Source organism: Sulfitobacter sp. D7 (assembly GCF_003611275.1).
GTDB classification, from domain to species: Bacteria; Pseudomonadota; Alphaproteobacteria; order Rhodobacterales; family Rhodobacteraceae; genus Sulfitobacter; species Sulfitobacter profundi.
In genome coordinates this window covers 1,165,420-1,191,393 of the sequence record NZ_CP020694.1, presented here as the reverse complement: position 1 = coordinate 1,191,393, position 25,974 = coordinate 1,165,420, and the positions used below count along the sequence as shown (strand labels likewise).

General features: G+C 60.9%; 26 protein-coding genes and 1 riboswitch. Of the genes, 12 read left to right on the top strand and 14 right to left on the bottom strand.

What is annotated here, in order from left to right; all coding sequences use genetic code 11:
- Positions 1-156: 156 nt before the first annotated feature.
- Positions 157-1,560 carry a sensor histidine kinase gene (locus B5M07_RS05740; protein WP_240791632.1) on the bottom strand — a complete coding sequence of 468 codons (1,404 nt, stop codon included), beginning with the start codon at positions 1,558-1,560 and terminating at the stop codon, positions 157-159.
- A 465-nt stretch (positions 1,561-2,025) separates the two neighbouring features.
- On the opposite strand from B5M07_RS05740, the gene B5M07_RS05735 reads away from it, so the two are divergent.
- From B5M07_RS05735 to B5M07_RS05715, 5 genes are all read left to right on the top strand, one after another.
- Positions 2,026-2,649, top strand: coding sequence for an acyl-homoserine-lactone synthase (locus B5M07_RS05735; protein WP_254693987.1), 624 nt, complete (start codon positions 2,026-2,028; stop codon positions 2,647-2,649).
- A 244-nt stretch (positions 2,650-2,893) separates the two neighbouring features.
- Complete coding sequence (locus tag B5M07_RS05730; RefSeq protein ID WP_067628983.1) at positions 2,894-3,553, top strand: ABC transporter ATP-binding protein; 660 nt, start codon at positions 2,894-2,896, stop codon at positions 3,551-3,553.
- Complete coding sequence (locus tag B5M07_RS05725; RefSeq protein ID WP_120350589.1) at positions 3,531-5,267, top strand: capsule biosynthesis protein; 1,737 nt, start codon at positions 3,531-3,533, stop codon at positions 5,265-5,267. The genes B5M07_RS05730 and B5M07_RS05725 overlap by 23 nt, the downstream gene beginning before the upstream one ends.
- A complete protein-coding gene (gene kdsA / locus B5M07_RS05720) occupies positions 5,264-6,097 on the top strand; it encodes a 3-deoxy-8-phosphooctulonate synthase (protein ID WP_120350588.1) in 834 nt (277 codons plus the stop codon). Before B5M07_RS05725 ends, kdsA begins: the two co-directional genes overlap by 4 nt.
- Positions 6,098-6,124: 27 nt before the next feature.
- On the top strand, positions 6,125-7,621 hold the full coding sequence (locus B5M07_RS05715) for a phosphomannomutase/phosphoglucomutase (RefSeq protein ID WP_120350587.1): 1,497 nt from the start codon (positions 6,125-6,127) through the stop codon (positions 7,619-7,621).
- 77 nt (positions 7,622-7,698) lie between these two features.
- Here B5M07_RS05715 and B5M07_RS05710 read toward each other — a convergent pair whose 3' ends face one another.
- From B5M07_RS05710 to B5M07_RS05690, 5 genes are all read right to left on the bottom strand, one after another.
- Positions 7,699-8,346 (bottom strand): phosphoribosylanthranilate isomerase, encoded by a 648-nt coding sequence (locus tag B5M07_RS05710; protein ID WP_120350586.1) that lies wholly within the window; start codon positions 8,344-8,346, stop codon positions 7,699-7,701.
- 9 nt (positions 8,347-8,355) lie between these two features.
- Entirely contained in the window at positions 8,356-8,706 is a 351-nt protein-coding gene (locus B5M07_RS05705; RefSeq protein WP_067626059.1) for a lipopolysaccharide assembly protein LapA domain-containing protein, read from the bottom strand.
- Positions 8,706-8,990, bottom strand: coding sequence for an integration host factor subunit beta (ihfB, locus tag B5M07_RS05700; RefSeq protein WP_067626061.1), 285 nt, complete (start codon positions 8,988-8,990; stop codon positions 8,706-8,708). The genes B5M07_RS05705 and ihfB overlap by 1 nt, the downstream gene beginning before the upstream one ends.
- 284 nt (positions 8,991-9,274) lie before the next feature.
- A complete protein-coding gene (gene rpsA / locus B5M07_RS05695; protein WP_302649197.1) occupies positions 9,275-11,218 on the bottom strand; it encodes a 30S ribosomal protein S1 in 1,944 nt (647 codons plus the stop codon).
- A 178-nt stretch (positions 11,219-11,396) separates the two neighbouring features.
- Positions 11,397-12,158, bottom strand: a complete 762-nt coding sequence (locus tag B5M07_RS05690) for a response regulator (protein WP_120350585.1) — start codon at positions 12,156-12,158, stop codon at positions 11,397-11,399.
- A gap of 130 nt (positions 12,159-12,288) precedes the next feature.
- Here B5M07_RS05690 and trmB point away from each other — a divergent pair, with 130 nt between their 5' ends.
- From trmB to B5M07_RS05670, 4 genes are all read left to right on the top strand, one after another.
- Entirely contained in the window at positions 12,289-12,990 is a 702-nt protein-coding gene (gene trmB, locus B5M07_RS05685; RefSeq protein WP_120350584.1) for a tRNA (guanine(46)-N(7))-methyltransferase TrmB, read from the top strand.
- A gap of 106 nt (positions 12,991-13,096) precedes the next feature.
- Positions 13,097-14,449, top strand: coding sequence for a 3-phosphoshikimate 1-carboxyvinyltransferase (gene aroA, locus B5M07_RS05680; protein ID WP_120350583.1), 1,353 nt, complete (start codon positions 13,097-13,099; stop codon positions 14,447-14,449).
- Entirely contained in the window at positions 14,446-14,949 is a 504-nt protein-coding gene (locus tag B5M07_RS05675) for a hypothetical protein (protein WP_120350582.1), read from the top strand. The genes aroA and B5M07_RS05675 overlap by 4 nt, the downstream gene beginning before the upstream one ends.
- A complete protein-coding gene (locus tag B5M07_RS05670; protein WP_120350581.1) occupies positions 14,946-15,581 on the top strand; it encodes a (d)CMP kinase in 636 nt (211 codons plus the stop codon). Before B5M07_RS05675 ends, B5M07_RS05670 begins: the two co-directional genes overlap by 4 nt.
- A 47-nt stretch (positions 15,582-15,628) precedes the next feature.
- Here B5M07_RS05670 and metK read toward each other — a convergent pair whose 3' ends face one another.
- From metK to B5M07_RS05635, 7 genes are all read right to left on the bottom strand, one after another.
- Entirely contained in the window at positions 15,629-16,810 is a 1,182-nt protein-coding gene (gene metK, locus B5M07_RS05665) for a methionine adenosyltransferase (protein ID WP_067627299.1), read from the bottom strand.
- Positions 16,811-16,814: 4 nt separating this feature from the next.
- A riboswitch (SAM-SAH riboswitch) is annotated at positions 16,815-16,863 on the bottom strand.
- A 31-nt stretch (positions 16,864-16,894) separates the two neighbouring features.
- Positions 16,895-18,394 carry an apolipoprotein N-acyltransferase gene (lnt, locus tag B5M07_RS05660; protein ID WP_120350580.1) on the bottom strand — a complete coding sequence of 500 codons (1,500 nt, stop codon included), beginning with the start codon at positions 18,392-18,394 and terminating at the stop codon, positions 16,895-16,897.
- On the bottom strand, positions 18,391-19,293 hold the full coding sequence (locus tag B5M07_RS05655) for a hemolysin family protein (protein WP_067939931.1): 903 nt from the start codon (positions 19,291-19,293) through the stop codon (positions 18,391-18,393). Before B5M07_RS05655 ends, lnt begins: the two co-directional genes overlap by 4 nt.
- 26 nt (positions 19,294-19,319) lie before the next feature.
- Positions 19,320-19,865, bottom strand: a complete 546-nt coding sequence (ybeY, locus tag B5M07_RS05650; RefSeq protein WP_120350579.1) for an rRNA maturation RNase YbeY — start codon at positions 19,863-19,865, stop codon at positions 19,320-19,322.
- Positions 19,840-20,829, bottom strand: coding sequence for a PhoH family protein (locus B5M07_RS05645; RefSeq protein WP_067627305.1), 990 nt, complete (start codon positions 20,827-20,829; stop codon positions 19,840-19,842). The genes ybeY and B5M07_RS05645 overlap by 26 nt, the downstream gene beginning before the upstream one ends.
- 147 nt (positions 20,830-20,976) lie before the next feature.
- Positions 20,977-21,279, bottom strand: coding sequence for a hypothetical protein (locus B5M07_RS05640; protein ID WP_386283760.1), 303 nt, complete (start codon positions 21,277-21,279; stop codon positions 20,977-20,979).
- Between the two features lie 34 nt (positions 21,280-21,313).
- The gene (locus B5M07_RS05635) at positions 21,314-21,889 is read right to left on the bottom strand and encodes an OmpA family protein (protein WP_120350578.1); all 576 of its coding nucleotides are present in this window, start codon (positions 21,887-21,889) and stop codon (positions 21,314-21,316) included.
- A gap of 424 nt (positions 21,890-22,313) precedes the next feature.
- On the opposite strand from B5M07_RS05635, the gene B5M07_RS05630 reads away from it, so the two are divergent.
- Positions 22,314-22,658, top strand: coding sequence for a hypothetical protein (locus B5M07_RS05630; RefSeq protein WP_067627307.1), 345 nt, complete (start codon positions 22,314-22,316; stop codon positions 22,656-22,658).
- 53 nt (positions 22,659-22,711) lie between these two features.
- On the opposite strand, the gene miaB is transcribed toward B5M07_RS05630, so the two are convergent.
- Positions 22,712-24,016 carry a tRNA (N6-isopentenyl adenosine(37)-C2)-methylthiotransferase MiaB gene (gene miaB / locus B5M07_RS05625; RefSeq protein WP_120352163.1) on the bottom strand — a complete coding sequence of 435 codons (1,305 nt, stop codon included), beginning with the start codon at positions 24,014-24,016 and terminating at the stop codon, positions 22,712-22,714.
- Between the two features lie 122 nt (positions 24,017-24,138).
- Here miaB and B5M07_RS05620 point away from each other — a divergent pair, with 122 nt between their 5' ends.
- The gene (locus B5M07_RS05620) at positions 24,139-25,008 is read left to right on the top strand and encodes a hypothetical protein (RefSeq protein ID WP_120352162.1); all 870 of its coding nucleotides are present in this window, start codon (positions 24,139-24,141) and stop codon (positions 25,006-25,008) included.
- A 273-nt stretch (positions 25,009-25,281) separates the two neighbouring features.
- Complete coding sequence (locus B5M07_RS05615) at positions 25,282-25,974, top strand: phosphatidylserine decarboxylase (protein ID WP_120350577.1); 693 nt, start codon at positions 25,282-25,284, stop codon at positions 25,972-25,974.

Here is a 25,974-nt window from a genome sequence, read left to right as displayed (position 1 = left end):
GGGCATCGCCCTTGCGCATATCCGCGATCAGGTCAAAGCGGTGTTGGCAGACCGCTTTGACCCGCACCACGGCACGCAGGCCACGAAAGACGCACAACAAAGCTGCGCCGAGACGAAAGTGATTGGCCACTGACGACGGGCCGGGCAGCCGCGAACCTAGGCCGCGGCCCGATCCCCGGAGGGTTTCTGGGGCTCTTCATCGCCGATCGGCCCGTCCCCGTTGACCATATCTTTGACATGTATCCCATGCGCCAACTCGCGCCCGGACCCATTGCCCAACGGCATATCGATATAGAACGTCGTGCCGGGGCCCGCGTTTTTGAAGTAGTCGATCTGACCGCCCAAGGCTTCGATGATCCGCTTGGAGATGTTCATGCCCAGACCGGTGCCACCCACGGCGCGCTGGTCAGACGAGTCGATCTGCGAGAATTCGTCAAAGACCTTCTCCCGCTCGGATTCCGCAAGGCCGATCCCCTCATCAATCACGCTGATCCGCACCTTATCCTCGTGCTTGACGGAGGTGACCTTCACCGTCGACCCCGCGGGCGAGAATTTGGCCGCATTGGACAGAAGGTTGGACATCACCTGCTGCAGGCGTTTTTCATCGGTGGCAATGCCCGCCGCATCCGAAGGCTTGGCATAGCGCAGCGTCACGCCCAAGTTGCCTGCAAAAGCCTGATTAAGCTCAATCGCGTCTTCGATAATCGTTTGCACTTCAAGCGGTTCGATATCAAAGCTCACCTTGCCCGCCTCGAACTTTTGCAGGTCGAGAATCTCGTTAATGATCGACGTGAGCCGCGCCGAATTGCGCTGCGCGATCTTCAAGACCTTCTCCATCTGCGGGGTCATTTCACCCAGAACCCCGGCGCAGGCCATATCGAGCGACCCTTTGATCGATGTCATCGGCGTGCGCAGCTCGTGGCTAATGGTCGAAACGAATTCGGTTTTTACCTTAAACGCGATCTTGGTTTTCTCATGCTCTGCTTTCAACTCTTCCAACTGGCGCAGGTTGGTGCGGTACATTTTCATGAAGATACGCGAGCAATCGACGATGAAATAAAGCACGAAGACCACGGTGAACAACTGGGTCCAGAGCTCGGACTCTATGCTCGCCCCGGTGCGGACGATGTCCCAGATTGGAATGAAAAGGAATGTCGCCCCATAGATCGCAAGCCGCAGCATCAACACTGGCAGGATATGATGGTTGTTCATCGACGCAAAAAGCGCTGCCGCGAATAGGAAGAACAGCGGCAGAAAATGGGTCGTCGCCCCCTGCTGAAGCGCAATCCCAAGCGCGAAATAGCTGATCACCCCGGCGCTTAGCACCGTCCCGAGGTAGATGCGGTTCATGAACAACCGCGCCAAACGGGGGCTGCGCCCGCGCCACCGGGTGATGCGCAAGAAGAGAAGGTAGTCAAAGGTCTCGGAAATCGCGATAAAGATCAACGTCGTGATCGACAGCCAAAGTTCGTAGTAGAAAGCGGACAGGCAAATGGCCGCCGCAAAAATCATTTGCCGCTGCCAGAACAGGTTAACGCCGACTTGGGAATAATCCCGCATCTGCTGCACCTTAGTCGCGTCAGCGAGATGCGGCGTATGAATCGGCCCGTATGTTACTTTTTCCTGCGACATCGCTCTCGTTTTCTTCGGTCGGCTGCTCGAATGTCAGCATTCTGCCGACAAACGCCCTTAACATGTTGCATTTCGGCATCGCCGCACATGTTAGACGCGATCTTCCCCACTTCTACACCCGGAAATGGGACATAAGTATGGCCATTTCATGCAACTAGAGGTTAGCCTCTTGATAAGAGTTATTTTTACAGCGAATTTTCGAGGTCAAACATGAGTCTGCAAGGACGGAGCTTCAGTGGGAAATCTTGGCAGGATGTTCTTCCCGAACTGACGCCACAAGACGCTAAAGCGTTGGAAGTTAAAAATAATCGTTTTCCCCGTAAACTCCTTGGCCCCAAAGCGGCTGAACCTGATCCCTACAGCCCAGAGGCCCTCGCCCGGGCCAATCCGTACATGCGCGCCACAACTTTGTCGTTTTTGAACATGCATCAGCACGGTGAATTATTCGTCAATTTCCTCCGGGCCCGACGCCGAATCTTTATCGATGACAAGCAATGGGATCTCCCTCAGGTTGATGGGATGGAGTTTGACCAGTACGACACGCCCCGCGCGCGCTGGATCGTTCTGCACGAGTATGGAGAGGTCATGGGCGGTGTGCGTTTGATGCCCACCACCTCGACCGGCGCGCAGTACAGCTACATGCTGCGCGATGCGCAGCTCGGGATGCTGCCGGACATTCCGCAGGACGTGCTGTTTTTCAAAGCGCCCGTCCGCGATGACATTTGGGAAGCGACCCGCCTTTTCCTGACCAGCGCGGTCCCCGCGCAGCGCCGCATTGCCGTGCAACGTATGCTCATGAACCAAATGGCCGGTGCCGCCTATGCCATGGGCGCAAGCCACGTTTTGGGCATTGTGCCTGCCACCTTTAGCCGGTGGATGACCCGGCTTGGCCTGATGAGCGCCGTGCCCGTGGGCCCTGTGCAAAACATCGACGGCGACCGCACGCAGGCGGCCTTGATGAACGTCAGCTACATCGGCGAGATGACCCCGACCGAAAGCACCCACACGCTGCACTGACCACCGCACCGACCGCTGCGCAGATAGGCAAGCCGACATCGCCCCGGCGGCTTGCCCAGCGACCGCGCTACAGGCGGCGGTTTGAGCCGCCGCAGCGCTGCTCGTGCCCTGCCCGCACGGCGACTTGCGGCGGCCATCGCCTGCATTTCGACATATTGTGGTCAAATTCGGCGCATAAACGGTTAAGGTACCTCTGATACAAGAGGCGCCGAGAGGCCGCGCTCAGCACCAACCGGAGCAGGGAATGCTGGAATTTGAAAATGTGTCCAAGTCCTTTTGGACGGGATCGCAGCACAAGGTCATCCTTGACCGGGTGTCTTTTCGCGTGGAACTTGGCAAGTCCTTGGGCATTCTGGCCCCCAACGGCACCGGCAAAACCACCCTGATCAACATGATGGCCGGGCTTGAGAAACCGGATGACGGTGAGATCAGGCGAAGCTGTAACATCTCGTTTCCATTGGGTTTTATGGGCGGCGTCGTCAACAAAGTCTCAGCCATGGAGAACGCCCGCTATATCGCGCGGCTCTATGGGCTCGACCCGGATTACGTCGAGAGTTTTTGCCGCTGGCTGTGCGGCTTGGGCGAATATTTCGACCAACCGCTTGGCACCTATTCCGCAGGGATGCGGGCGCGGTTCTCTTTCGCGCTGATGTTGGCGCTGGATTTTGATATCTATCTGATTGACGAAGGCATGCCCGGCACGACAGACGTAGAGTTCAACCGCAAGGCGGGCGACATTCTGAAAGAACGGTTGCAAACCACGACGATCATCATCGTTTCGCATCAGGCCCATACGCTTGAAAAGTTCGCCCGCTCCGCCGCTGTCCTTTTGGATGGTAAATTACATATGTTCGACACCTTGGAAGAAGCGAAACAGCTCTATGACTACGAAACCCAAGGCTAGGAAATTCCGCATCCGCAAGGCACCGCCGCCCGCCGCCTCCGGCGCATCGCCGAGCAGTGCAGCGAAAGCGCAGGCACCGCAGACCGATGCCGAAAAGGCCGAGAGAACGGCCGAGCTGCGCGCCGTGGCCGATGCAACGCAGGTAGAACCGTCGTACAGCAAGGAAGCCTTGGAACATGCCGCGCGCAGCGGCAAAACCTCGGATCCTGAAAGCCCCCGCAGCGGAGAGGTGTCGTCGGCCAAGGAAGTGTCGGCCGAGCAGGATATCGACGCGATCCGCCGCGAAGGGTTGACGGGCCGCCAATTGCGCATGGCGCGCCGCGTGGCGCAGAAACACGGGCTGGCACCGACCTCGGATTTCGACGCCGTGCGCCTTTTGCGCGCCAAGGGGATCGACCCGTTTCAGCGGTCCAACATGCTGGAACTCGTAGTGCCGCAATCGGGAGATCAGGGCGGCAGCGATCTGCCCGCCACCCGTGGGCAGCCCGGCGACGCAAAGGTGCAGCTGCCGCAGACCACTCCGCGCGGCCCCCGCGGCCTGCCCTCGACCGATGTGAGCCCCGCAGAGCGCCGCCAGCGCGAGATTTCGGACATTCAGCGCGACATCACCCGCCGCCGCCGCCGCAAAGCGGCCATGCTGCTGGTCCGGTTGGCGTTCTTTGTCATGCTGCCGACCTTCGCAGCGGGCTATTACTTTTACAAAATCGCCACGCCGATGTATGCCACCGACAGCCAGTTCCTGATCATTCAGAACGAAGGCGGCGGCGGTTCCAGCCCCTTTGGCGGGCTGCTGCCCACGCAATTCGCCAATAGCGCCGACAGCATTGCCACACAGGCCTATCTGCAATCCAAGGATGCCATGCTACGCCTTGATGAAGATGCCGGTTTCCGCACGCATTTTGCGGACCCTGAGATTGACCCGATCCAACGCCTGACCGAAAATCCGACCAACGAAGAGGCCTATAAAGCCTACAAGGAAAACGTCAAAATCGGATATGACCCAACCGAAGGCGTGATCCGGATGGAGGTTATCGCCGCCGATCCGGAGATCTCGGAAGAATTTTCGAAACGCCTGCTCACCTATGCCGAGGAACGGGTCAACGACCTGAGTAAGCAAAAGCGCGAAGACGGCATGCGTGACGCGCGCGAAGGCTATGAAACCGCTCTGGCGAACCGCCGCGCGGCACAGGAGGCTTTGATCAAGCTGCAGGTTGACAACAACGTCGACCCCGAGGCGATGATCGCTTCGATCCGCACTCAGATTACCAATTACGAAACACTGCTGATTGAGAAGGAACTCGAACTCGCCGCCCTGCTCGACAACCAACGCCCGAACCAAGCCAAGGTCGACGGCGCGCGGGGCGACGTGCGCCGGCTGCGCGAACAGCTGACCAAGCTGCGCGAGCGGATGACCGCTGCCAATGAAGGCGAAAACTCGCTGGCGCAGCAGGCGGTCACCGCGCAGCTTGCACAGGCCGATTTGGCCGCCGCTGACATGGTGCTGCAAAGCGCGCAAACCGCAATGGATCAAGCCCGAACCGAGGCCGGGCGGCAGGTCCGCTACCTCACTGTGGCGGTCAATCCCGTGGCCCCGGATGAGGCCACCTACCCCCGCAAGTTCGAAAACACGATATTGGCTTTCCTTATCTTTGCAGGCATCTACCTGATGCTGTCCCTGACGGCGTCCATTCTAAGAGAACAGGTAACTTCATGACCCAGCTGCGCATCGGAAATCTGACAGTCGGCAACGACCGCCCTCTCACCGTGATCGCTGGCCCCTGCCAGTTAGAGAGCGAAGATCACGCGCAGATGATCGCGGGCGTGCTGAAGGAAGCCTGTGACGCGGCTGGCGCGCAGTTCATCTTCAAAGCCAGCTACGACAAGGCCAACCGCACGTCCCTCTCGGGCAAGCGCGGTTTGGGCATCGAAAAAGGTCTTCAGGTGTTGCAATCTGTGGCCCGTGCCAATGACGTGCCAGTGCTAACGGATGTGCACAACGAGGCGCAATGCGCGCAGGCCGGGGAAGTGGTCGATGTGCTGCAAATCCCCGCCTTCCTCTGCCGTCAAACCGACATCCTGCTGGCCGCGGGCGAAACAGGCAAGGCCGTCAACGTCAAAAAGGGTCAGTTCCTTGCCCCTTGGGAAATGCAAAATATCGTCGACAAGATCGAAAGCACCGGCAACAAGAATATCCTGTTGACCGAACGCGGCACGACCTTTGGATACAACACGTTGGTTGCCGACATGCGTAGCCTGCCGCAGATGGCCCAAACCGGCTATCCGGTGGTGATGGACGCGACACATTCCGTCGCGCAGCCAGGCGGCAAGGGCGGCTCTTCGGGCGGTCAGCGCGAATTTGCGCCCGTCATGGCCCGTGCCGCCGCATCCATCGGCGTCGCCGCGATCTTTATGGAGACGCACGAAGACCCTGATCGCGCCCCGAGCGATGGGCCCAACATGATTTACCTCAACCAGATGCCGGGGCTGATCAACCTGTTGATGCAATTCGATGCGCTGGCAAAAAGCCATCCGCTGACTTTTTAAATTTATCCCAAAAAGCGAGTATTTGACGTGAGTAAACCGGCCTCCACCGTGACCCCAAACACTTGGGAATTTCTCCGCGATGCGATGATCACCCCGACAGGCTTTCGCGAATATGACGCGCGTTGGAAATATCCCGACGACATCAACCTGCCCGGCATCACCGCGCTTGGCCTTGGCCTTGGCACGCAAATGCACGCGCGCGGGATCGAGCCTGTCATCGCCGTGGGCAATGACTATCGCGACTATTCGCTGTCGATCAAAAATGCTCTGATGCTTGGGCTGATGCAGGCCGGGATCACGGTCAAGGATATCGGCCCCGCCCTTTCCCCCATGGCCTATTTCGCGCAGTTCCACCTTGATGCTCCGGCGGTCGCCATGGTCACCGCCAGCCACAACCCGAACGGCTGGACCGGCGTCAAAATGGGCTTCCAGCGCCCCCTGACCCACGGCCCCGATGAGATGGGCGAGCTGCGCGACATCGTCCTGAATGGCCGGGGCGAGCGGCGTCCGGGCGGTGCCTATGAATTCGTCGACGGTGTGCGCGAAGCCTACCTCGACGACCTTGTGGGAGACTTCAAAATGACCCGCAAGCTCAAGGTCGTCTGCGCCACTGGCAACGGCACCGCCTCGGCCTTCGCGCCTGAGCTGTTCCGCCGGCTGGGGGTCGAGGTTGTCGATAGCCACAACACGCTGGACTACACTTTCCCCCATTACAACCCGAACCCCGAAGCCATGGAAATGCTGCACGACATGGCCGACAGCGTGCGCGCCTCCGGCGCCGATCTGGCGCTTGGTTTTGATGGTGACGGCGACCGCTGCGGCGTGGTGGACAACGAGGGCGAAGAAATCTTCGCCGACAAAATGGGCGTCATCATGGCCCGCGATCTGGTGAAACTCTACCCCAACAGCACCTTCGTCGCGGATGTTAAATCCACCGGGCTCTTTGCCTCTGACCCTGAGTTACAAAAACACGGGGCCAAGGCCGACTACTGGAAAACCGGCCACAGCCACATGAAGCGCCGCGTCAAAGAACTGGGCGCGCTGGCGGGCTTTGAGAAATCCGGCCACTATTTCTTGGCCGAGCCGATTGGCCGGGGCTATGACTGCGGCATGCGCGTCGCGATAGAAATCTGCAAGCTGATGGACCGCAACCCTGACATGTCCATGTCTGACCTACGCCGCGCCCTGCCCCAGACTTGGGCCACGCCGACCATGTCGCCCTACGCCGCGGACACCGAGAAATACGACATCCTCGACCGTCTGGTTGAAAAGCTGGTCGCCAAAGCAGAGGCCGGAGACAAGATTGGCGGGCGCGCTATTGCCGAGGTGATCACCGTGAACGGCGCGCGCGTCATGCTCGACAACGGCGGCTGGGGCCTCGTGCGGGCGTCGTCCAACACGCCGAACCTTGTCGTGGTTTGCGAAAGCCCCGAATCCGAAGCCGAAATGCGCGCCATCTTTGCCGATATCGACGCAGTGATCCGGACCGAGCCGGGCGTCGGCGACTACGATCAATCGATCTGATCCGGCCCTTCGGCGACTTGAATAAGAAAGGCCCGGGGCATTGCCACCGGGCCTTTTTTCTTTTGATCTGAAAGGGCTTACTTCAGTGCCGCTTCGCAAAAGGCGCGAATACGCTCCGCATCCTTCACACCCGGCGCACTTTCAACGCCAGAGGACACATCGACCTGCCGCGACCCGGTAAGGGCAATCGCCTCTCCGACGTTGTCTGCATTCAAACCACCGGCGAGCATCCAAGGCTTCGGCCAGCGCCGCCCTGCGATCAGCCGCCAGTCAAATGCCAAACCATTCCCACCGGGCAGGACCGCGTCCTTCGGCGGTTTGGCATCAACCAAAAGCTGATCCGCGACCGTCACATAGTCGTTCAGCACCGCCAGATCAGCGCGGTCCGCCACGCCGATGGCCTTCATCACCGGCAGCCCATAGCGGGCCTTGACCTCGGCCACCCGCGCGGGGCTTTCGCTGCCGTGAAGCTGTAGCATGTCGAGAAACGGCACCGCCGCGAGCAGCGCATCAAGCGCTGCATCATCCGCGTTGACGGTCAGTGCGACTTTGCAAATGCCATCTGGCACCGCTTCCGTCATATGGGCTGCGGCCTCAAGTGACAGATGGCGGGGGGATTTTTCGAAAAAGACAAAGCCCAGTGTCCGTGCGCCCGCCAAAAGGGCGGCGGGCACATCCGCGGGGTCGGTCAAACCGCAAATTTTTACGTTAACATTCTCGGGCATGGGTGGGGTTTAGCCTGCTTCGTCCAGCAGCGCCAGCACCTCATCCTTGCCCTGATGCTTCTCTTCCTTAAGGCGGATCACTTCGCGCTCTAGGCGACGCCGCTCGCGGGCCTGTCGCGCCAGTTCTGCCCGGTGGCCGTGCTCTCGGATCCATTCCCAGACAAAACCAACCAAGAGACCCACGATAATCCCGCCAAGGATTACAATAAAGAGCGGCAGTTCCACGGATGGGTTCACCGCAAACCAACCTGAAATCTCGGTTGGAAGCACCTGAAGTGTCACGATATTTCGGTTCGCCAAGGCAACGGAAACCAGCGCCACCGCGAACAGCGCGATGCAGGCATAACGAATGTAACGCATCAGCTTTTCCCGTTCAGCCGGTCGCGCAGTAACTTGCCGGTCTTGAAGAAGGGCACGTGCTTTTCTTCGACATTCACTGTCTCACCGGTGCGCGGGTTGCGCCCCACGCGGGCATCGCGCTTTTTGACCGAAAAAGCGCCAAAGCCGCGCAGTTCAACCCGGTCTCCACGCGACATGGCACCCGTGATCTCGTCAAAGACCGTGTTTACGATCCGCTCAACATCACGTTGATAAAGATGCGGATTGTCGTCAGCGATCTTCTGGATCAGTTCCGACCGGATCATGGCACGTCCCCCGAGAATTTATTGATGTCTTAACCGACTATAGGAAATAACGCCCCACACGGGAAGGTGTTCCACCAGCGCTGCGATAGATTTTTCGCAGCGAAACCCCTGTTATTTCGGCTTTTTTCCGCCGCATACTGCCCGCAAAGGCTCTGATGCACAGGGATTGAGCGCACATCCCTAATCCCGCTTTGCGATTCGACTGCGGCGCGCGAAGGCAAAAAGGCCCCGCATGTTGCCATGCGGGGCCTTCGCTAAGATCACACATTCAACGTGGAATGTGCTTACTCGTCGTCGCCTTTCAGCGCCGCACCAAGGATGTCGCCCAAGCTCGCGCCGGAGTCGGAGGAACCGTACTGCTGTACCGCCTCTTTCTCTTCTGCGATCTCGCGCGCCTTGATGGAGACGCCCAGACGGTGTGCCTTGGCATCAACGTTGGTGATACGCACGTCAACCTTGTCACCGACCGAGAAACGCTCAGGGCGCTGTTCGGCACGGTCACGGCTGAGGTCGGAACGACGGATGAAGCTCTTCATGCCTTCGTATTCGACTTCGATGCCACCTTCTTCGATGGAAGTCACGGTTACGGTCACGATCGAGCCGCGCTTCACGCCGCCAACGGCTTCGGCGAACTTGTCACCGCCAACGTTCTTGATTGAGAGCGAGATGCGCTCTTTCTCAACGTCGACTTCGGAGACGACGGCCTGAACCACGTCACCTTTACGGTAGTCTTGGATCGCTTCTTCGCCGCGCTGGTCCCAGCTGAGGTCGGAGAGGTGAACCATGCCGTCGATGTCGCCGGGCAGGCCAACGAACAGACCGAATTCGGTGATGTTCTTGACTTCGCCTTCGACTTCGGTGCCCTCGGGGTGTGTTTCAGCGAACACTTCCCATGGGTTGCGCATGGTCTGCTTGAGACCAAGGGAAACACGACGCTTGGCGCTGTCGATTTCCAGAACCATGACTTCGACTTCTTGCGAAGTGGACACGATCTTGCCGGGGTGCACGTTCTTCTTGGTCCAAGACATCTCGGACACGTGAACCAGACCTTCAACGCCCGGCTCCAGCTCAACAAATGCGCCGTAATCGGTGATGTTGGTCACACGACCGCTGTGCACGGAGGACAGCGGGTATTTCGCGCCAACCAGATCCCACGGATCTTCTTGCAGCTGCTTCATGCCAAGGCTGATGCGGTGCGTCTCTTTGTTGATCTTGATGACCTGGACCTTGATGGTCTCGCCGATCGACAGGATCTCAGAGGGGTGGTTCACGCGGCGCCATGCCATGTCGGTGACGTGCAGCAGGCCATCAACGCCGCCAAGGTCAACAAACGCGCCGTATTCGGTGATGTTCTTGACCACACCATCGACGGTCTGACCTTCGGTCAGGTTGCCAATGACTTCGGCACGCTGTTCGGCGCGGGACTCTTCGAGGATCGCACGGCGCGATACAACGATGTTGCCACGACGGCGGTCCATCTTGAGGATTTGGAACGGCTGCTTGAGACCCATGAGCGGGCCCGCGTCGCGCACGGGGCGGACATCGACCTGCGAACCGGGCAGGAACGCAACTGCGCCGCCGAGGTCGACGGTGAAGCCACCTTTGACACGGCCAAAGATCGCGCCTTCGACACGCTCTTCTGCAGCATAGGCTTTTTCCAGACGATCCCAGGCTTCCTCACGGCGGGCCATTTCGCGGCTGATGACAGCTTCGCCACGCGCGTTTTCGACTTGGCGAAGGAAAACTTCGACTTCGTCGCCAACTTCGATTTTGGGGGATTCGCCGGGATCAGCAAATTCTTTGAGCTCAACGCGGCCTTCCATTTTGTAGCCGACGTCGATGATGGCTTGGCCCGCTTCGACAGCGATCACCTTGCCTTTGACGACTGTGCCCTCTTGGGGCGTGTCCATTTCGAAGCTTTCGTTCAGAAGCGCTTCGAATTCGTCCATTGCTTTAGTCATGTAGCTTTTCGTATCCTTATCAAATGTTTCTGGCCGCGCGGTTGTCTCCGCCGGTCTGGAGTTGCAATTGGTCGTCGTGGTGGCACCGTGCAGATCACGCCGGAGAAGCTCCGAAGCAAAGGCACAGCGGTAAACCCGCAGCCGAACGCAAACAAAAGAGGGCCGGTTGGTACCGACCCTGCCCGTTATATCGCGCCCGAAGCTGTAACCGCCCTTTAGACAGGGCGCGTATAGGCCAATTTTGCCGCTCCTGCAAGGGCTATGCATACGTTTGGCGGGTGATATGCGGGGGTCTGCCGGGTGGAGGCGCTGTCGGCTCTGGCAAAAATCAGGGATACTCGACACGATCCACGCGAGCGGAAAAGGCAGGCGGGGCCCGCGACGCCAACGCGCCACCAAGCGCCCTACGATGCCCGCGCGAACAGCCTCACCGTGGACAGCCCCGTCACCCGACTGCCCCACCCCATCCGGCACCCAGACCCGGTGTCGGTTTTGGCGGATCGGCAAGATCGCCTTCGGCAAGCTCGCTGCCTTGAAAGCTGGCCAGATCCTCTACAAACTCCCACAGGCGTAGGAAAGTATAATCGACCTTTGCCAGCTCTTCCTCCACCAGCGCCGGGTTCGACCGGTCGAGCGCGCGCAGGTCGCGCATCACGTCGCCGACCATCGGCTTTATCTCCTGCGCACATTCCCCGGCAAAGCGCCGCAGAACACTCTGAACCTGAGAGCGTTTCTGCTCCTGCGTGGTGATGCCCAGTTGCAGTGCTGTCTTTTGCAGGGCGTTGAAAGCCGAGCGCCGCAAAGTGCTTTGCGAAAGCTCATCCTTGGCGATGTAATCGCTACACCCGCCGCGCAGCGCCTCGATCGCCACCTCGGTTTGATCCGTCCCGGTGACCATCACGGTTGCCGCGGCACCATTCTGCGGATGCGCCCGGATCATCTGCAGCCCGCGCAACCCGTCCCCATCGGGCAGGTTGTAATCCAGCAAGATCAGGTCAAACTCCCCCTCATCCAACTGCTGGGCAAGGGCGGCGATACTCTCCGCCTCGGACATTCGGATGGGAAAGTCGAGCCCACCGCAAAGCCGTTTGATCCGCATGCGATCAAACCGCTGATCATCCACGATCAGGATACGCGCCACAGTTCCCGGTGTAGTCGTACCGCCTGCCGTATCGCCCGCGCCGGCCTCATGCCTTGCCACGCTCATCAGCTGTCCCCCTGCATTGCCCCGACATCTAGGCGCAGGGAGCCTAATAAATGATTAACCCCCACCTATTCGCCACCGCCCCTGCAGAGGAATGTTGCGGTGACGCGGCGGGGCGGCTACATGAGCCGCCATGAGTGAAACAGAACGCCCCCGCCGCAACTTCTATGGCCGCCTCAAAGGCAAATCCCTGAAGAAGTCGCAAAAGACCTATATCGACGAGGATCTCGACGCATTGTCGCCGGGGGCCGTCGATTGGGAGAACAATCCCGACCGCACGCCGCTGGACCTCGACACGCTGTTTGACGGGCGCAAGGTCTGGCTGGAAATCGGCTTTGGCGGTGGTGAGCATCTGGTGCATCAGGCGGGGCAAAACCCCGGCGTGGGCATCATCGGCTGCGAGCCTTACATCAACGGTGTTGCGATGCTGCTGGGCAAAATCCGGCGGGCGGGCGTGGATAACCTTGCCATCCATCCCGGTGACGTGCGCGATATGTTCGATGTGCTGCCCGAAGCCTCCATCGACCGGGCTTTTTTGCTCTATCCCGACCCTTGGCCAAAAACCCGCCACCACCGCCGCCGCTTTGTCACGCCTGAGCATCTGCAGCCTCTGGCTCGCGTGTTGAAACCCGGTGCGATTTTCCGCGTGGCGACGGATATCGAAGACTACGTGCGCCAGACCCTTGAACAGGTGCCGCAGCACGGGTTTGACTGGCTGGCCGAAGGGCCGGAGGACTGGCGTGCGCCTTGGGATGATTGGATCTCGACCCGCTACGAGCAGAAGGCGCTGCGCGAAGGGCGCACCCCGCATTACCTGACCTTCCGCAAACGCTGAGCCCGAGCGCCTGATACCACCCTGATTACAATCCATTGCACGCGCGGCGATGGACGCTGCCGCCCGCCTGCGATAATAGGGGCCTCAAGCAGATTAGAGGTACCTCATGTCCAGTCACGGCAGCCCCATTCCCATGTCATCGCGCGCTTGCGGGCCGCTTAGCGGCACTGCCGAGGTGCCCGGTGATAAATCTATTTCCCACCGCAGCCTGATCCTCGGCGCCATGGCCGTGGGAGAGACCACGATCACCGGGCTGTTGGAGGGGCAAGACGTGCTCGACACCGCCAAAGCGATGCAGGCTTTCGGGGCCGAGGTGATCGACCACGGCGGCGGCTCTTACTCCGTCCATGGCGTCGGCGTCGGCGGCTTTGCCGAGCCCGAAAATGTCATCGACTGTGGCAACTCCGGCACCGGCGTGCGGCTTTTGATGGGAGCGATGGCGACCTCTCCGATCAGCGTGACATTCACCGGCGATGCCAGCCTCAACAGCCGCCCGATGGCCCGGGTGACCGATCCGCTGGCCCTGTTCGGCACGCAATCCGTGGGCCGCGCCGGGGGCCGCCTGCCGATGACATTGGTGGGCGCGGCTGAACCTGTGCCGGTGCGCTATACTGTCCCGGTCCCTTCCGCGCAGGTCAAATCCGCCGTGCTGCTGGCCGGGTTGAATGCCCCCGGCAAAACCGTCGTGATTGAGGCGGAAGCCACGCGCGACCATACCGAGCGGATGCTGGCAGGCTTTGGCGCCGAGATCACGGTTGAGGACACGGACGAGGGCCGCATCATCACCCTGACTGGCCAGCCCGAGTTGAAGCCGCAACATATCGACGTGCCGCGCGACCCCTCCTCCGCCGCCTTCCCCGTTTGCGCCGCACTGATCGTACCCGGATCGGATGTGTTAGTGCCGGGCATTGGGCTGAACCCCACGCGAGCGGGCCTGTTCACCACCCTGCGCGAGATGGGCGCGGACCTGACCTATGAAAACGAGCGCACCGAAGGCGGCGAGCCTGTCGCCGACCTGCGCGCGAAATTCTCCCCCAATCTTCATGGCATCGAAGTGCCGCCCGCGCGGGCGGCGAGCATGATCGACGAATACCCCGTGCTCTCGGTCGTGGCGGCCTGTGCAACCGGCGAAACGGTGATGCGCGGCGTCAAGGAACTGCGCGTCAAGGAAAGCGACCGGATTGAGGCCATGGCCAGCGGGCTGCGCGCGAATGGGGTTGAGGTCGAAGACGGGCCGGATTGGTGGATCGTCAAAGGGCTGGGCCACGGCAATATTCCCGGAGGCGCGACCTGCCAAAGCCATCTCGACCACCGCATCGCCATGTCGTTCCTGATCCTCGGCATGGTCGCGCAAAACCCGGTGCAGGTGGATGACGGCGGGCCCATTGCCACGTCTTTCCCGATTTTCGAACCGCTGATGGCGTCCTTGGGGGCGCAGGTCGAACGGCTGCCTGCGTGATAGGCGACCGGCTCATCTGGCTCAGCCTCTGCGCCGCATTGGCCTTTGCAGCACTTGCGGGCTTTGCCGAAACCTACCTGCGCGCGGGGGGCATGGGGGTCTTGGATGGGCGGCTTCTGGGCTATGATCTGGCCGAGGCACGCGCCTATCTTGTCGCTCTCGACCCGAGGCAGACCGCACTCTACCTCGGCCAGTTCCGGCTGGCCGACACGGCCTTTCCTGCGCTTTTGGCGCTGGCGCTGTTGCTCTGGTTTCGGCGTTGGTCGGCGGGCGGGCTTCGGCTGGCCCTGACGCTGGCCGTCGCGCTCTACCTCGGGGCGGATTACACCGAGAACATGCTGATAGGGCGGCTCATTGAACTGGGGCCAGAACGGCTGACGGCACAAGCGGTCGCGACCGCCAGCCTGTTTACGCAGGCGAAATGGATGATACTGGCGGCCTGTTTCGGAGCAGCCCTGCTGCTTGGTCTACGGGCGCGCAACGAAAGGAACCTGCAATGACGAAGAACACCAGCGGCGGCATGACCGTCGCCATCGACGGCCCCGCAGCGGCGGGCAAAGGCACGGTCGCCAAGGCTGTCGCGGCGCATTTCGGCTTTGCGCATCTCGACACCGGGCTTTTGTACCGCGCGGTGGCCGCGAAAACCCTTACCGGGATGGACGCCGAAGAGGCCGCGCAAACCCTCGCCCCTGTCGATCTCGAAGACCCCAGCCTGCGCAACCCCGACGTGGCACAAGAGGCCAGCAAAGTGGCGGTGATCCCAGCGGTGCGGGCTGCCCTCGTGCGGTTCCAGCGCAGCTTTGCCACCCGCGCGGGCGGTGCCGTACTGGACGGGCGCGACATCGGCACGGTGATCTGCCCCGATGCGCCGGTAAAACTCTTTATCACCGCCAGCCCCGAAGTGCGCGCGCAGCGCCGCTTTGCAGAGCTTGCGGGCAAGGGGATTGAGATCACCTATGAAACCGTGTTGGAAGACGTCAAACAGCGCGACCTTCGCGACATGAGCCGCGACCAAGCGCCGCTGAAACCGGCCGACGATGCCAAGCAGATCGACACGACTGAGATGGCGATTGAAGATGCGGTGGCCGCTGCGGTCGCTCTCATTGAGGCCAAACAGGCCGAGCGGGGCTAAACGCCGCGAAGCCTAGGGGGTGGGCGCGACCGCCCACCCCGATATCGTTATACTGCCGCCTTAAGCTGATCGACCAGATCGCGGCGCTCCCAGCTGAAACCGCCATCCGCATCAGGCGCGCGGCCAAAGTGGCCATAGGCCGCCGTGCGCTGGTAAATCGGCTTGTTCAACTGCAGATGCTCGCGAATGCCGCGCGGGGTCAGGTCGATGATCTGACGGATCGCCTTTTCAATCGCCGCGTCATGCACATCGCCGGTGCCATGGGTGTCGCAATAGATCGACAGCGGCTCGCTCACGCCAATCGCATAGCTAAGCTGAATGGTGCATTTCTTGGCCATCCCCGCTGCCACGACGTTTTTGGCCAAATAGCGCGCCACATAGGCGGCTGAGCGGTCAACCTTGGTCGGGTCCTTGCCTGAGAACGCACCGCCGCCATGGGGCGCGGCTCCGCCATAGGTGTCGACGATGATCTTACGACCCGTGAGGCCCGCGTCGCCATCCGGCCCGCCGATGACGAAAACGCCCGTGGGGTTCACGTGCCAGACGGTGTCATCGTCGATCCAGCCCTCGGGCAGCACTTCGCGGATGTAAGGCTCAACGATGTCGCGGATATCGGCGCTGGTCTGGCGTTCGCTCTCATGCTGGGTCGAGAGCACGATGGAGCTGACCCCCACTGGTTTGCCGTTTTCATAGCGCACCGAAAGCTGGCTTTTGGCGTCGGGCCGCAGGGTGGGCTCGGTGCCGTCCTTGCGCACTTCGGCCAGACGCCGCAGCACCGCATGGGCGTAGTGGATCGGAGCGGGCATCAGCTCGGGCGTCTCGTCGGTGGCGAAACCGAACATGATGCCTTGATCGCCTGCGCCCTCTTCCTTTTCACCCGACGCATCAACGCCTTGGGCGATATGGGCGGATTGGGGGTGCAGCAGGTTGGTGATCTCACATGTCGCGTGGTGGAACTCATCCTGCTCATAGCCGATGTCTTTGATGCAGGCGCGGGCGATGTCTTCGACACCGGCCAGATATTCGTCAAGCTTGGCCTTGTTGGCCAGACCGACCTCACCGCCAATCACGACGCGGTTGGTGGTGGCAAAGGTCTCGGCGGCGACCCGCGCTTCGGGTTCCTCGCTGATGAAAGCGTCGAGGATCGCATCGGAAATCCGGTCGCAGACCTTATCCGGGTGCCCCTCGGAAACGGATTCCGAAGTGAAAGTGTAGTTCTGACGGGACATGTAGTGCTCCAATAAAAATTACGCACCACGTCAGGAAGCCGTTGTGGTGCTCTGCCAATGGCTTAGACAACCGCTGGTGGATGGTCAATCGGCATTCCCGGGGCTGCGGCGGCGGGCCACGGCAAGCCCCGCAAGGCACAGCGCCAAGAGCACAGAAAGCGGCAAATCTCCGCTCCGGCTATAGAGTGTGGGCGGCAAGGGCGCGGGCAGTGGCGCGTCGATGAACCCTTCGGTGTTCAGCGCCAGCGATGCGGTCACACGCCCCTGCGGGTCGATCATCGCCGAGATCCCAGTGTTGGCCGCACGGGCCATCGGCAGCCCCTGCTCAATCGCCCGCATCCGCGCTTGGGCAAGGTGTTGGCGCGGCCCTGCGGCCTTGCCGAACCATGCATCGTTGGTGACCTGCATCAGAAACGCGGGCCGCGCCGGGGCGGCGTTCACGTCATGGGCAAAGACGGCCTCATAGCAGATCAGCGGCAATGCCGCGCCGAGCGGTCCGATATCCAAAAGCTGCGCGCCCGGCCCGCTGGAAAAGCCGTTGCCCTCCTGCGCCGCAAGCCCGTGTATCCCGAAACGCGCCATCAGATCGCCCAGCGGCATATATTCGCCAAAGGGCACGAGATGGTGTTTGTCATAGACCTGTCCGACCGCTCCATCGGCATCCAGCACCACCAGCGAATTGTAATAGCGCATGTTCGACCGGCGCTGCACGCCCAGAGCCACCGGCACGTCAGAGGCGGCTCCAATCTCGGCCAGCGCACTGCCCGCCATATCCAGCGCCCATGGGATCGCGGTTTCGGGCCAGATTACCAGATCAGGCGCTTGGCCCCCGTCTTGCGGCGCGGTGGCGGTATAGTCGAGTTGCCGTGTGAAAAAGAATTCGAATTTGTCGGCGTTCCACTTCTCTCGCTGGGTCGCATTGGGCTGCACCAGCCGCACCACATGATCAGTCAGAACCGCTGGCGGCGCTTGCGGTGGCAGCAGCAAGAGCAGAACGGTCGACAGCGCCAGCGTCCCCTGCACCAATCGCAGCGCCAAAGGGCCGCGCAGCAGCAAGATCGCGGCGATGGCAAAGAGCCAGAGGTTCAGCGCATAGGGTCCAACCCAAGCCAACCCCTGCCCGGCCATCACGCCGACCAGCGCCTGCGCGGGCATGGCCCATGGGAAACCGGTGAAAATATAGGCGCGCAGCAGTTCCACCGCCGCCCAAGCCAGCGCCAAGGCCAGCCCGCGCCGTGGCGCAACCCAGCGGGCCAGACCAAAGGCCAGCCCCCAAAACAGCGCCATGCCCGCCGCCAGCAGGATCAGCGCAAAGGGCGCCATCCAGCCGTGGCGGGCCACATCGACCAAGAAGGGCGACACGATCCATTGCAGCGCGTGCAGGAAATAGCCAAAGCCAAAGCCCCAACCCAACAGCGCCGCGCGAAACGGGCCGCCAGATTGCGCACGGTACAGCCAAAACGCCGCCACCAGCCCGGCAAAGAGCATAAGCGGCAGTTCATAGGGTGCTTGCCCGAAGGCTGCGACGGCGCCGGCGATCGGAGCCAGCAACATCCGGCCCCGCATCGCCAGCCGTTGCCTCATCCCCCGGCCCCTTGGGTGCGGACCCGCAACCTTTTGATGCGGCGTGGATCGGCGTCGATCACTTCGAACTCAGGGCCATCGGGGTGCAAAACCACTTCGCCGCGCGCCGGAACCCGGCCCGACAGCATAAAGACCAAACCACCAAGGGTGTCGATCTCCTCCTCGTCGACGGTCTCATGATCGGTCAGCGAATGGCCAATCTCAGCCTCGAAATCACCCAATGGTGTCTTGGCGAGCGCCAGATAGGTACCGGGTTTCTCGACCGTCCAATAGGTGCCCTCGTCGACGTCATGTTCGTCTTCGATTTCGCCTATGACCTGTTCGATCAGGTCTTCGATGGTGACAAGCCCGTCAACGCCGCCATATTCATCAATCACCAAGGCCATATGGCGCCGCTCCGCCTGCATCTTGGTCAGCAGCACGCCGATGGTCATCGACGGCGGCACATAGACCAAGGGGCGCAGCATGGCGCGCAGATCAAATTTGGTGTTTTTGCCGTTAAAACCGTGGTTCAGCGCAAGGTCTTTCAGGTGGACCATGCCCACGGGCGTGTCCAGCGTGCCGTCATAGACGGGCAGCCGTGTCATACCGCTTTCCTTGAAGACGGCTACCAGCTCATCCAACGTGGCGCTGACCGGCACAGCGGTGATATCAGCCTTAGGCACCGCCACATCATCAACCCGCATTCGGCGCAGGTTGATCATGCCATGCCCGGTGGGCCGCTCGGTCTCTGCCGATGCCTCGGGGGTGTCATCCTCGCTGTCCGATGGGCTTAATGCCTCGAAGACCCGAGAAAAGAAATTGCCGGTGCGCATTGCGCTATCGTCCGGCAGCTCATGTCTATCTTCATCCGCAAGCGCGCTCTGCGCCGCCTCAGATGATCCGTCTGTATCGCCCATTGGGTCCCGTCTGTGTTACAAGCCCCCTAAGGGCCATTTTCCTTATATGGGTCATCATAACCCATTTTGCCAAGTATTTCGCGCTCTAACCCCTCCATCAACATGGCGTCGGGGTCATTTTCGTGGTCATAGCCCAGAAGATGCAACAGCCCATGTACGATGAGATGGGTCACATGCGCATTCAAAGGCTTGGCCGCCGCATTGGCCTCGGCGGCACATGTCTCATAAGCCATGGCGATGTCGCCCAGTTCAAGCATTCCGTCAATGCCGGGGGCGACGGGCAGCGGATCGCCGCCCGGTATGGCCGCGCCGCGCTCTTCCGCAGGCCAGCTGAGCACATTGGTGGCACGCGCCTTGCCACGAAAATCTTCGTTCAGCACAGCAATGCGCGCATCATCGCAGGCCAGTAGGGTCATCTCTGTCGCCTCGGCGTCGAGGCCGAGATGCCCCAGAGTGGCGCGTGCTGCGGCATGGGCGAGCGGTTCAAGGTCGACCGCGTTCCAGCGGTCGTCCTCAATCACGATGTCGAAATCCTCTAGTATCACATCAAGCGGCACCGCTATCCGCCTCATAAGCCTCGATAATCGCCGCAACCAGCGGGTGGCGCACAACGTCCTTGGAGGTGAAGTAGTTGAAGCTGATACTCGGGATCGTTTTCAGCAAACGTTCGGCATCCTGAAGCCCCGACTGCACCCCGCGCGGCAGGTCGATCTGTGTGCGGTCGCCAGTAATTACCATGCGGGAATTTTGCCCCAGACGTGTCAGGAACATCTTCATTTGCATCGACGTGGCGTTCTGCGCCTCATCCAACACGACAAAAGCATTCGACAGCGTCCGCCCCCGCATAAAGGCCAGCGGCGCGATCTCGATGCGCTTTTCCTCTAGCAGTTTCGCCAGTTGCTTGCCCGGCAGGAAGTCATTCAGCGCGTCATAGAGCGGCTGCATGTAGGGATCGACTTTGTCCTTCATGTCACCCGGCAGATAGCCCAGCTTCTCTCCCGCTTCGACCGCAGGGCGGGAAAGGATGATCCGGTCCACATGGCCGCCGATGAACATCGACACGCCCACCGCCACCGCCAGATAGGTTTTGCCGGTGCCCGCAGGGCCGATGCCAAAGGCCAGTTCATTGTCGAACAGCGACTGCACATAGGCTTTTTGCGCATCGGTGCGCGGCTCGACCCGTTTCTTGCGGGTCTGGATCTCAATCGCGTCGCCCATCGGCATTTCCAACTGGTCGCCCTGACGCACGCCAGTGCCCGCGCTGGAATTGCCCATGCGCAACATGCCGTCCACATCCGCAGGCTCAACCGAGCGCCCGCTTTCCAGCCGCACATAAAGCGCGTTGAGCAGGCTTTCTGCTTTCTCGACGGCCTCGCCCTCACCCAAGATCTGCAGGTGATTGCCGCGCCGGATGATCTGCACCTCGAGCGATTTCTCGATGGCAGCCAGATGCGCGTCATAGGCGCCGCAGAGGTCGATCAAAAGGCGGTTATCGGGAAACTCCACCACCCGTTCGGCCGCGGTTTCCGGTGTCATCAGATCAGTTGAAGGCAATGCGCGTATCCTTTGTGAAGCACTAAATGGTGAGATAGTCAGGCGGGCAGGATTTACCAACCCGTAGCGACAAAAAGGGCCGAAGCGCAACGCGCTCCGGCCCGGTGTGTTTGATATGGCCCGCCAAGGTCAGTTCGGGTCTTTGATCTTGGAGCCACCTTTGAAGTGGCCCGCGGTATGTGTCGGCGGCGCCACGCCCGAGCAGACCGGCTTGCCGAATTTATCAAGCCGCGCCGAGAGATAGCCCTCGACCCCGTCATCGATGATCCAGTGGTCGCAGCCGTTTGGATCAACCCAGATGCCCGCTTGAAGGGTGCTGAGGTGCTTTGTGTCGATGCCGCGGTCAACGGTCTTGTCCGAAGGATACCCCCGGCCCAGACCGCCTTCGTAATCGGTACAGGCCGACAGGCCGACGGCACAGGCGGTGACCATGAGAAGTTTCGTCTTAATCACTTTTACGGTCCCTTCAGCGAATGCAGATAATTTCGACACGGCGGTTTTTGGCCATGTTCGCAGCGGAATTGTTCGGCACGGCAGGCATCCGTTCACCATAGCCACGCACATCAGCGATCTTGGCCCCGACTTGGTTGGCGACACGCGCCACCGAGTTTGCGCGGTTGTAGGACAGACGCATGTTATAGGCATCCGAGGCACGGCTGTCGGTATGGCCGGTGATGATGTAGGACACCGCGCCGGTCGACTGGAAGAAATTCGCCAGACGCGCGCGACCCTGGGCCGAGATGTTGTATTTGTCGGTGGCAAAGAACTGGTCCGCTTCCATCACACCGCAGACATCGCCACGGCGGCATACCGGGATGCCCTGACGGGTCGTATGCGGGGTCATATAACCCTCGGCCCCGTCATCCATGACCCAATGTTCGCACCCATCGGGATCAACCCAGATGGTCGGCGTGTAGACGCCCTTGTCACGGCCCTGTTGCGAGGGTGTCTGCGCATCGGCCGACGTGCTGGCCACAGTCAGCGCCGCCGCCATCGTCAGGATGGCCATGGCGCGCAGTGCTTTGGAAATAGTGGGTCCCACAGCTTTTGTCCTATTCTAAATATTGATTCTTATTTTTGGCAAATGCGACCCCTCCCCGGACCCGCGCCTTGTTAGTATAGGGTTAGGTTAGGTAAAAACTGCCCTGCTGTGAAGCTGTGAAATCAACATTTTGTGGCCGAGCCTTGACCGATTACAACGAATCCTTCGCGCAATAACGGTGAAACCGATGACTGCGGCGGCCGTTTTCTGTTCACCGGAAAGACTGAAATTACCCTATTGCCTATGCCTTGGCGACAATCCCGGGCAAGCCCTTGAGATTGTTCTCAACCCCCTGACAGTGCCTTCGAATCTTCTTGAAACACGCACCTTTAGACCTAAACCTCTATCCATCGGATCGCGAGGGTGGGACTTCGCGCGGCTTTGCCGATCTTGATTGCTGCAATGATAACTGGGGGACCAACTCATGATGAAAATGCTACTCGCCACCGCCGTCACCGGCCTGCTTGCCATGCCTGCTTTTGCCGGGGGTGTGAAATACGCCTACCACAACCAGGGCAAGGCGCATCCAACGGGCAATGTGATCCACGTCAGCTGCTACCGCGGCCCGTGGAATGATGTGATCTGGGACCGGCCAAACTCGGTCTTCGTGGATAGCCTCGTGGCCGTCGGCTATGACTTCTCCACCGCCCATGCCGTGGCCGAGCGTGTCTGCCGGGATCACACGCTGGTGGGCAACCCTGAGGGGCTGAAAGCGACGATGAAACGGATCTTTGCGGATGCCGCTTCGCATCGCAAGCACAACTACTGACAAGCTTAGGGTGCGCGGCAACGCGCACCCGCAACGGCCCTAGTGGCGGCCCGTTAGACCAAGACAGCCGCCAAAGAGTTTGTCTTGGCTTCGGTCACCCTTACGCGCTGAATGTCACCGATCTGCGCCGTGCAGTTCTCGATATGAACCGCGTGCAGATACTCTGACTTGCCAAGCATCTGACCGGGCAAACGGCCCTTCTTCTCAACCAGAACCGACACCTCGCGGCCCACCATCGACTGCTGGATCTCTTGTTGGTGCTGGGTGATTAACCCTTGCAGGCGCTGCAAGCGATCGTCGGCCACGGCTGCATCGACCAGCGGGCGTTCGGCCGCCGGGGTGCCGGGGCGGGTGGAATATTTGAACGAATAGGCATAGCCGTAGCGCACCTGCCGGACGAGCTCCATCGTGGCCTCAAAGTCGGCATCGCTTTCCTCGGGGAAGCCGACGATGAAATCGCCTGACAGCACAATATCAGGCCGCGCCTCGCGGATGCGTTCGAGCAGCTTCAGATAGCTCTCGGCGGTGTGGCTGCGGTTCATCCGTTTCAAGATGTGATCACTGCCCGACTGCACCGGCAGGTGCAGGTAAGGCATCAACTCGGGCACCTCACCATGGGCCGCAATCAGATCGTCGCCCATGTCGTTGGGGTGGCTGGTGGTGTAGCGGATACGCTCCAACCCGTCGACCTTGGCCAGCGCGCGGATCAGACCGGCCAGCGTCATGCCGCCGTGGTAAGCGTTTACGTTCTGGCCCAGCAGAGTGACTTCGCGCACGCCGCGCTCGACCAGATCGCGGGCTTCTTCCAGCACCTTCTCGGCGGGGCGAGAGACTTCGGCCCCCCGCGTATAGGGCACCACGCAGAAGGCGCAGAACTTGTCGCAGCCCTCTTGCACGGTGAGGAAGGCCGCGGGCGCGCGTTTCATCTTGGGGCGGCCCTTGAGGTGGTCGAATTTGTCTTCGGCCGGGAAATCAGTGTCGAGCGCGCTTTGCCCGCTCTGCACCTTCGCCTCCATCTCTGGCAAACGGTGGTAGCTTTGCGGGCCGACCACCAGATCGACAGCCGGCTGGCGGCGCATGATCTCTTCGCCCTCGGCCTGTGCCACGCAGCCCGCCACGCCGATCTTCAGATCGGGGCGCGCGTCTTTCAACGGCTTCAGGCGGCCCAGTTCGGAATAGACCTTCTCTGCGGCCTTTTCGCGGATGTGGCAGGTGTTGAGCAGGATCATATCCGCATCATCGGCCCGGTCGGTCGTGACATAGCCCTGACCGCCAAGGCTTTCGGCCATGCGTTCGCTGTCATAGACGTTCATCTGGCAACCATAGGTCTTGATGAACAGCTTTTTCGGTTGTGTCATGGCGGGCATCCAAGGGTTTTGACGGATTTCGGGCAGATGGCGTCGTCTAACAGCGGTGGCCGCGTCTTGCAATGGACCCGGAATTGACCGACCTTGCGGCACGGAAATACCAGCGGGGGCCTATGCGGTATCGCGATCTAGATCATCTTATCAAAGAGGCCCGCCCGGCGCCGGAGGCAGGCCCCATCGCCATGATCTTGGTCGAGGATGAGGTCGAGGTCGACACCACCCTGCGCCACCACCAGCAAGCGGGCTTTGACAGTGTGGTGGCGCTGATGCCCCCCGCTTTTGACCTGCCCCGCGACTTGCAGCAAAGCGTGCTGCGGGTGGACTATGACACCACCGCCGAAGCCGCGCTGGAAGGGGCCGTGAACCGCATGATCGCCGCGGTGCCGGGGCAATGGCTTTATTATTGCTACAACGCCGAATATCTGTTCCACCCCTTCAGCGAGACGCGCAACGTCAAGGAATTGCTGGCCTTTCACGGAGAAGAGCGGCGCGATGCCATGCTGGCCTATGTGGTCGACCTCTATGCGCCGGACCTCCAAATGCATCCCGATGCCGTCTCACTCGATCAGGCGCATCTGGACCGGTCGGGCTATTACGCGCTGGCGCGCAAGGATCCATCGCGGCAGGGGCATCCCAAGGAACGGCAGCTTGATTTCTTTGGCGGGCTGCGTTGGCGGTTTGAGGAACATGTGCCACCGCAGAGCCGCAAGATCGACCGCATCCCCCTGTTTCGCGCCAAACCGGGGCTGCTGCTGCGCGGCGATCACACGTTCAACAACGAGGAATACAATACCTACGCCTGCGCGTGGCACCACAATGTCACCGCGGCGGTCTGCTCTTTCCGCACGGCCAAGGCGCTGAAAAGCAATCCCGGCAGCCGCTATGATATCCCGACATTCCAGTGGCATAATTCCGAGCCGTTCGAGTGGCATTCCCGGCAGTTGATGGATTTGGGTCTGATGGAGCCGGGGCAGTGGTTTTGAAAAGCTTCCTTCGCCACCACACCGCCCGATGGCACACCGGGCATCGCCGTCCCTCCCCCCGGAGGGCGATTTCGCAACGCTTCACCAACGAGACACGCTAGGTCCAAGAACTCCCGCCCCGCGCCACGTGACCATCGATCGCCCACCAGGGAGGGCGATGCCCTCAGCATTCCCCCTTGCACCGACCCGCCGATGCCGTCCCCAAGATCAAAACCTCCTTGCACTCACCCGCCATGCACCTATGACGGAAGACAGCCTGAACGGGAGGGTCCGATGTCCGTCAACTTGCTCGACACATTCATCAAACCGATGCACCGCGAGGGCATCAAATTCGTGGCGATCTTCGCCGCCGTCACACTGGTGCTCTTCGCCATCGAAGAGGTGCTGGGCTGGATCGGCGTCGGTCTCACCATCTGGTGCTACTACTTTTTCCGCGACCCAGAGCGTGTCACGCCGGATAGGCCCGACCTGATCGTCAGCCCTGCCGACGGCATCGTTTCGCTCATCGAGCCTGCGGTGCCGCCCGCCGAACTGGGCATGCCGGATGTGCCGCTGACCCGCGTCAGCGTCTTCATGAGCGTGTTCAACTGCCACATCAACCGCGCCCCCGTCGCGGGCAAGGTGCAGGCCGTGGCCTACCGCCCGGGCAAATTCTTCAACGCCTCGCTCGACAAGGCCAGCGCCGACAATGAGCGTAATAGCCTGTGCATCCGTATGGACGACGGGCGCGATCTGGCCGTGGTGCAGATCGCGGGTCTTGTGGCGCGGCGCATCGTTTGTTTCGTCAAATCCGGCGACGGGCTGGAAACCGGCGAACGCTTTGGCTTGATCCGCTTTGGTTCGCGGCTAGATGTTTACCTGCCCGAAGGGGTCGACCCGATGGTGCGCATCGGGCAAACCATGGTCGCCGGGGAAACCGTGCTGGCCGAGTTGAAACCGCCGGTGGCCCAGTCCACCCCCGTCTAG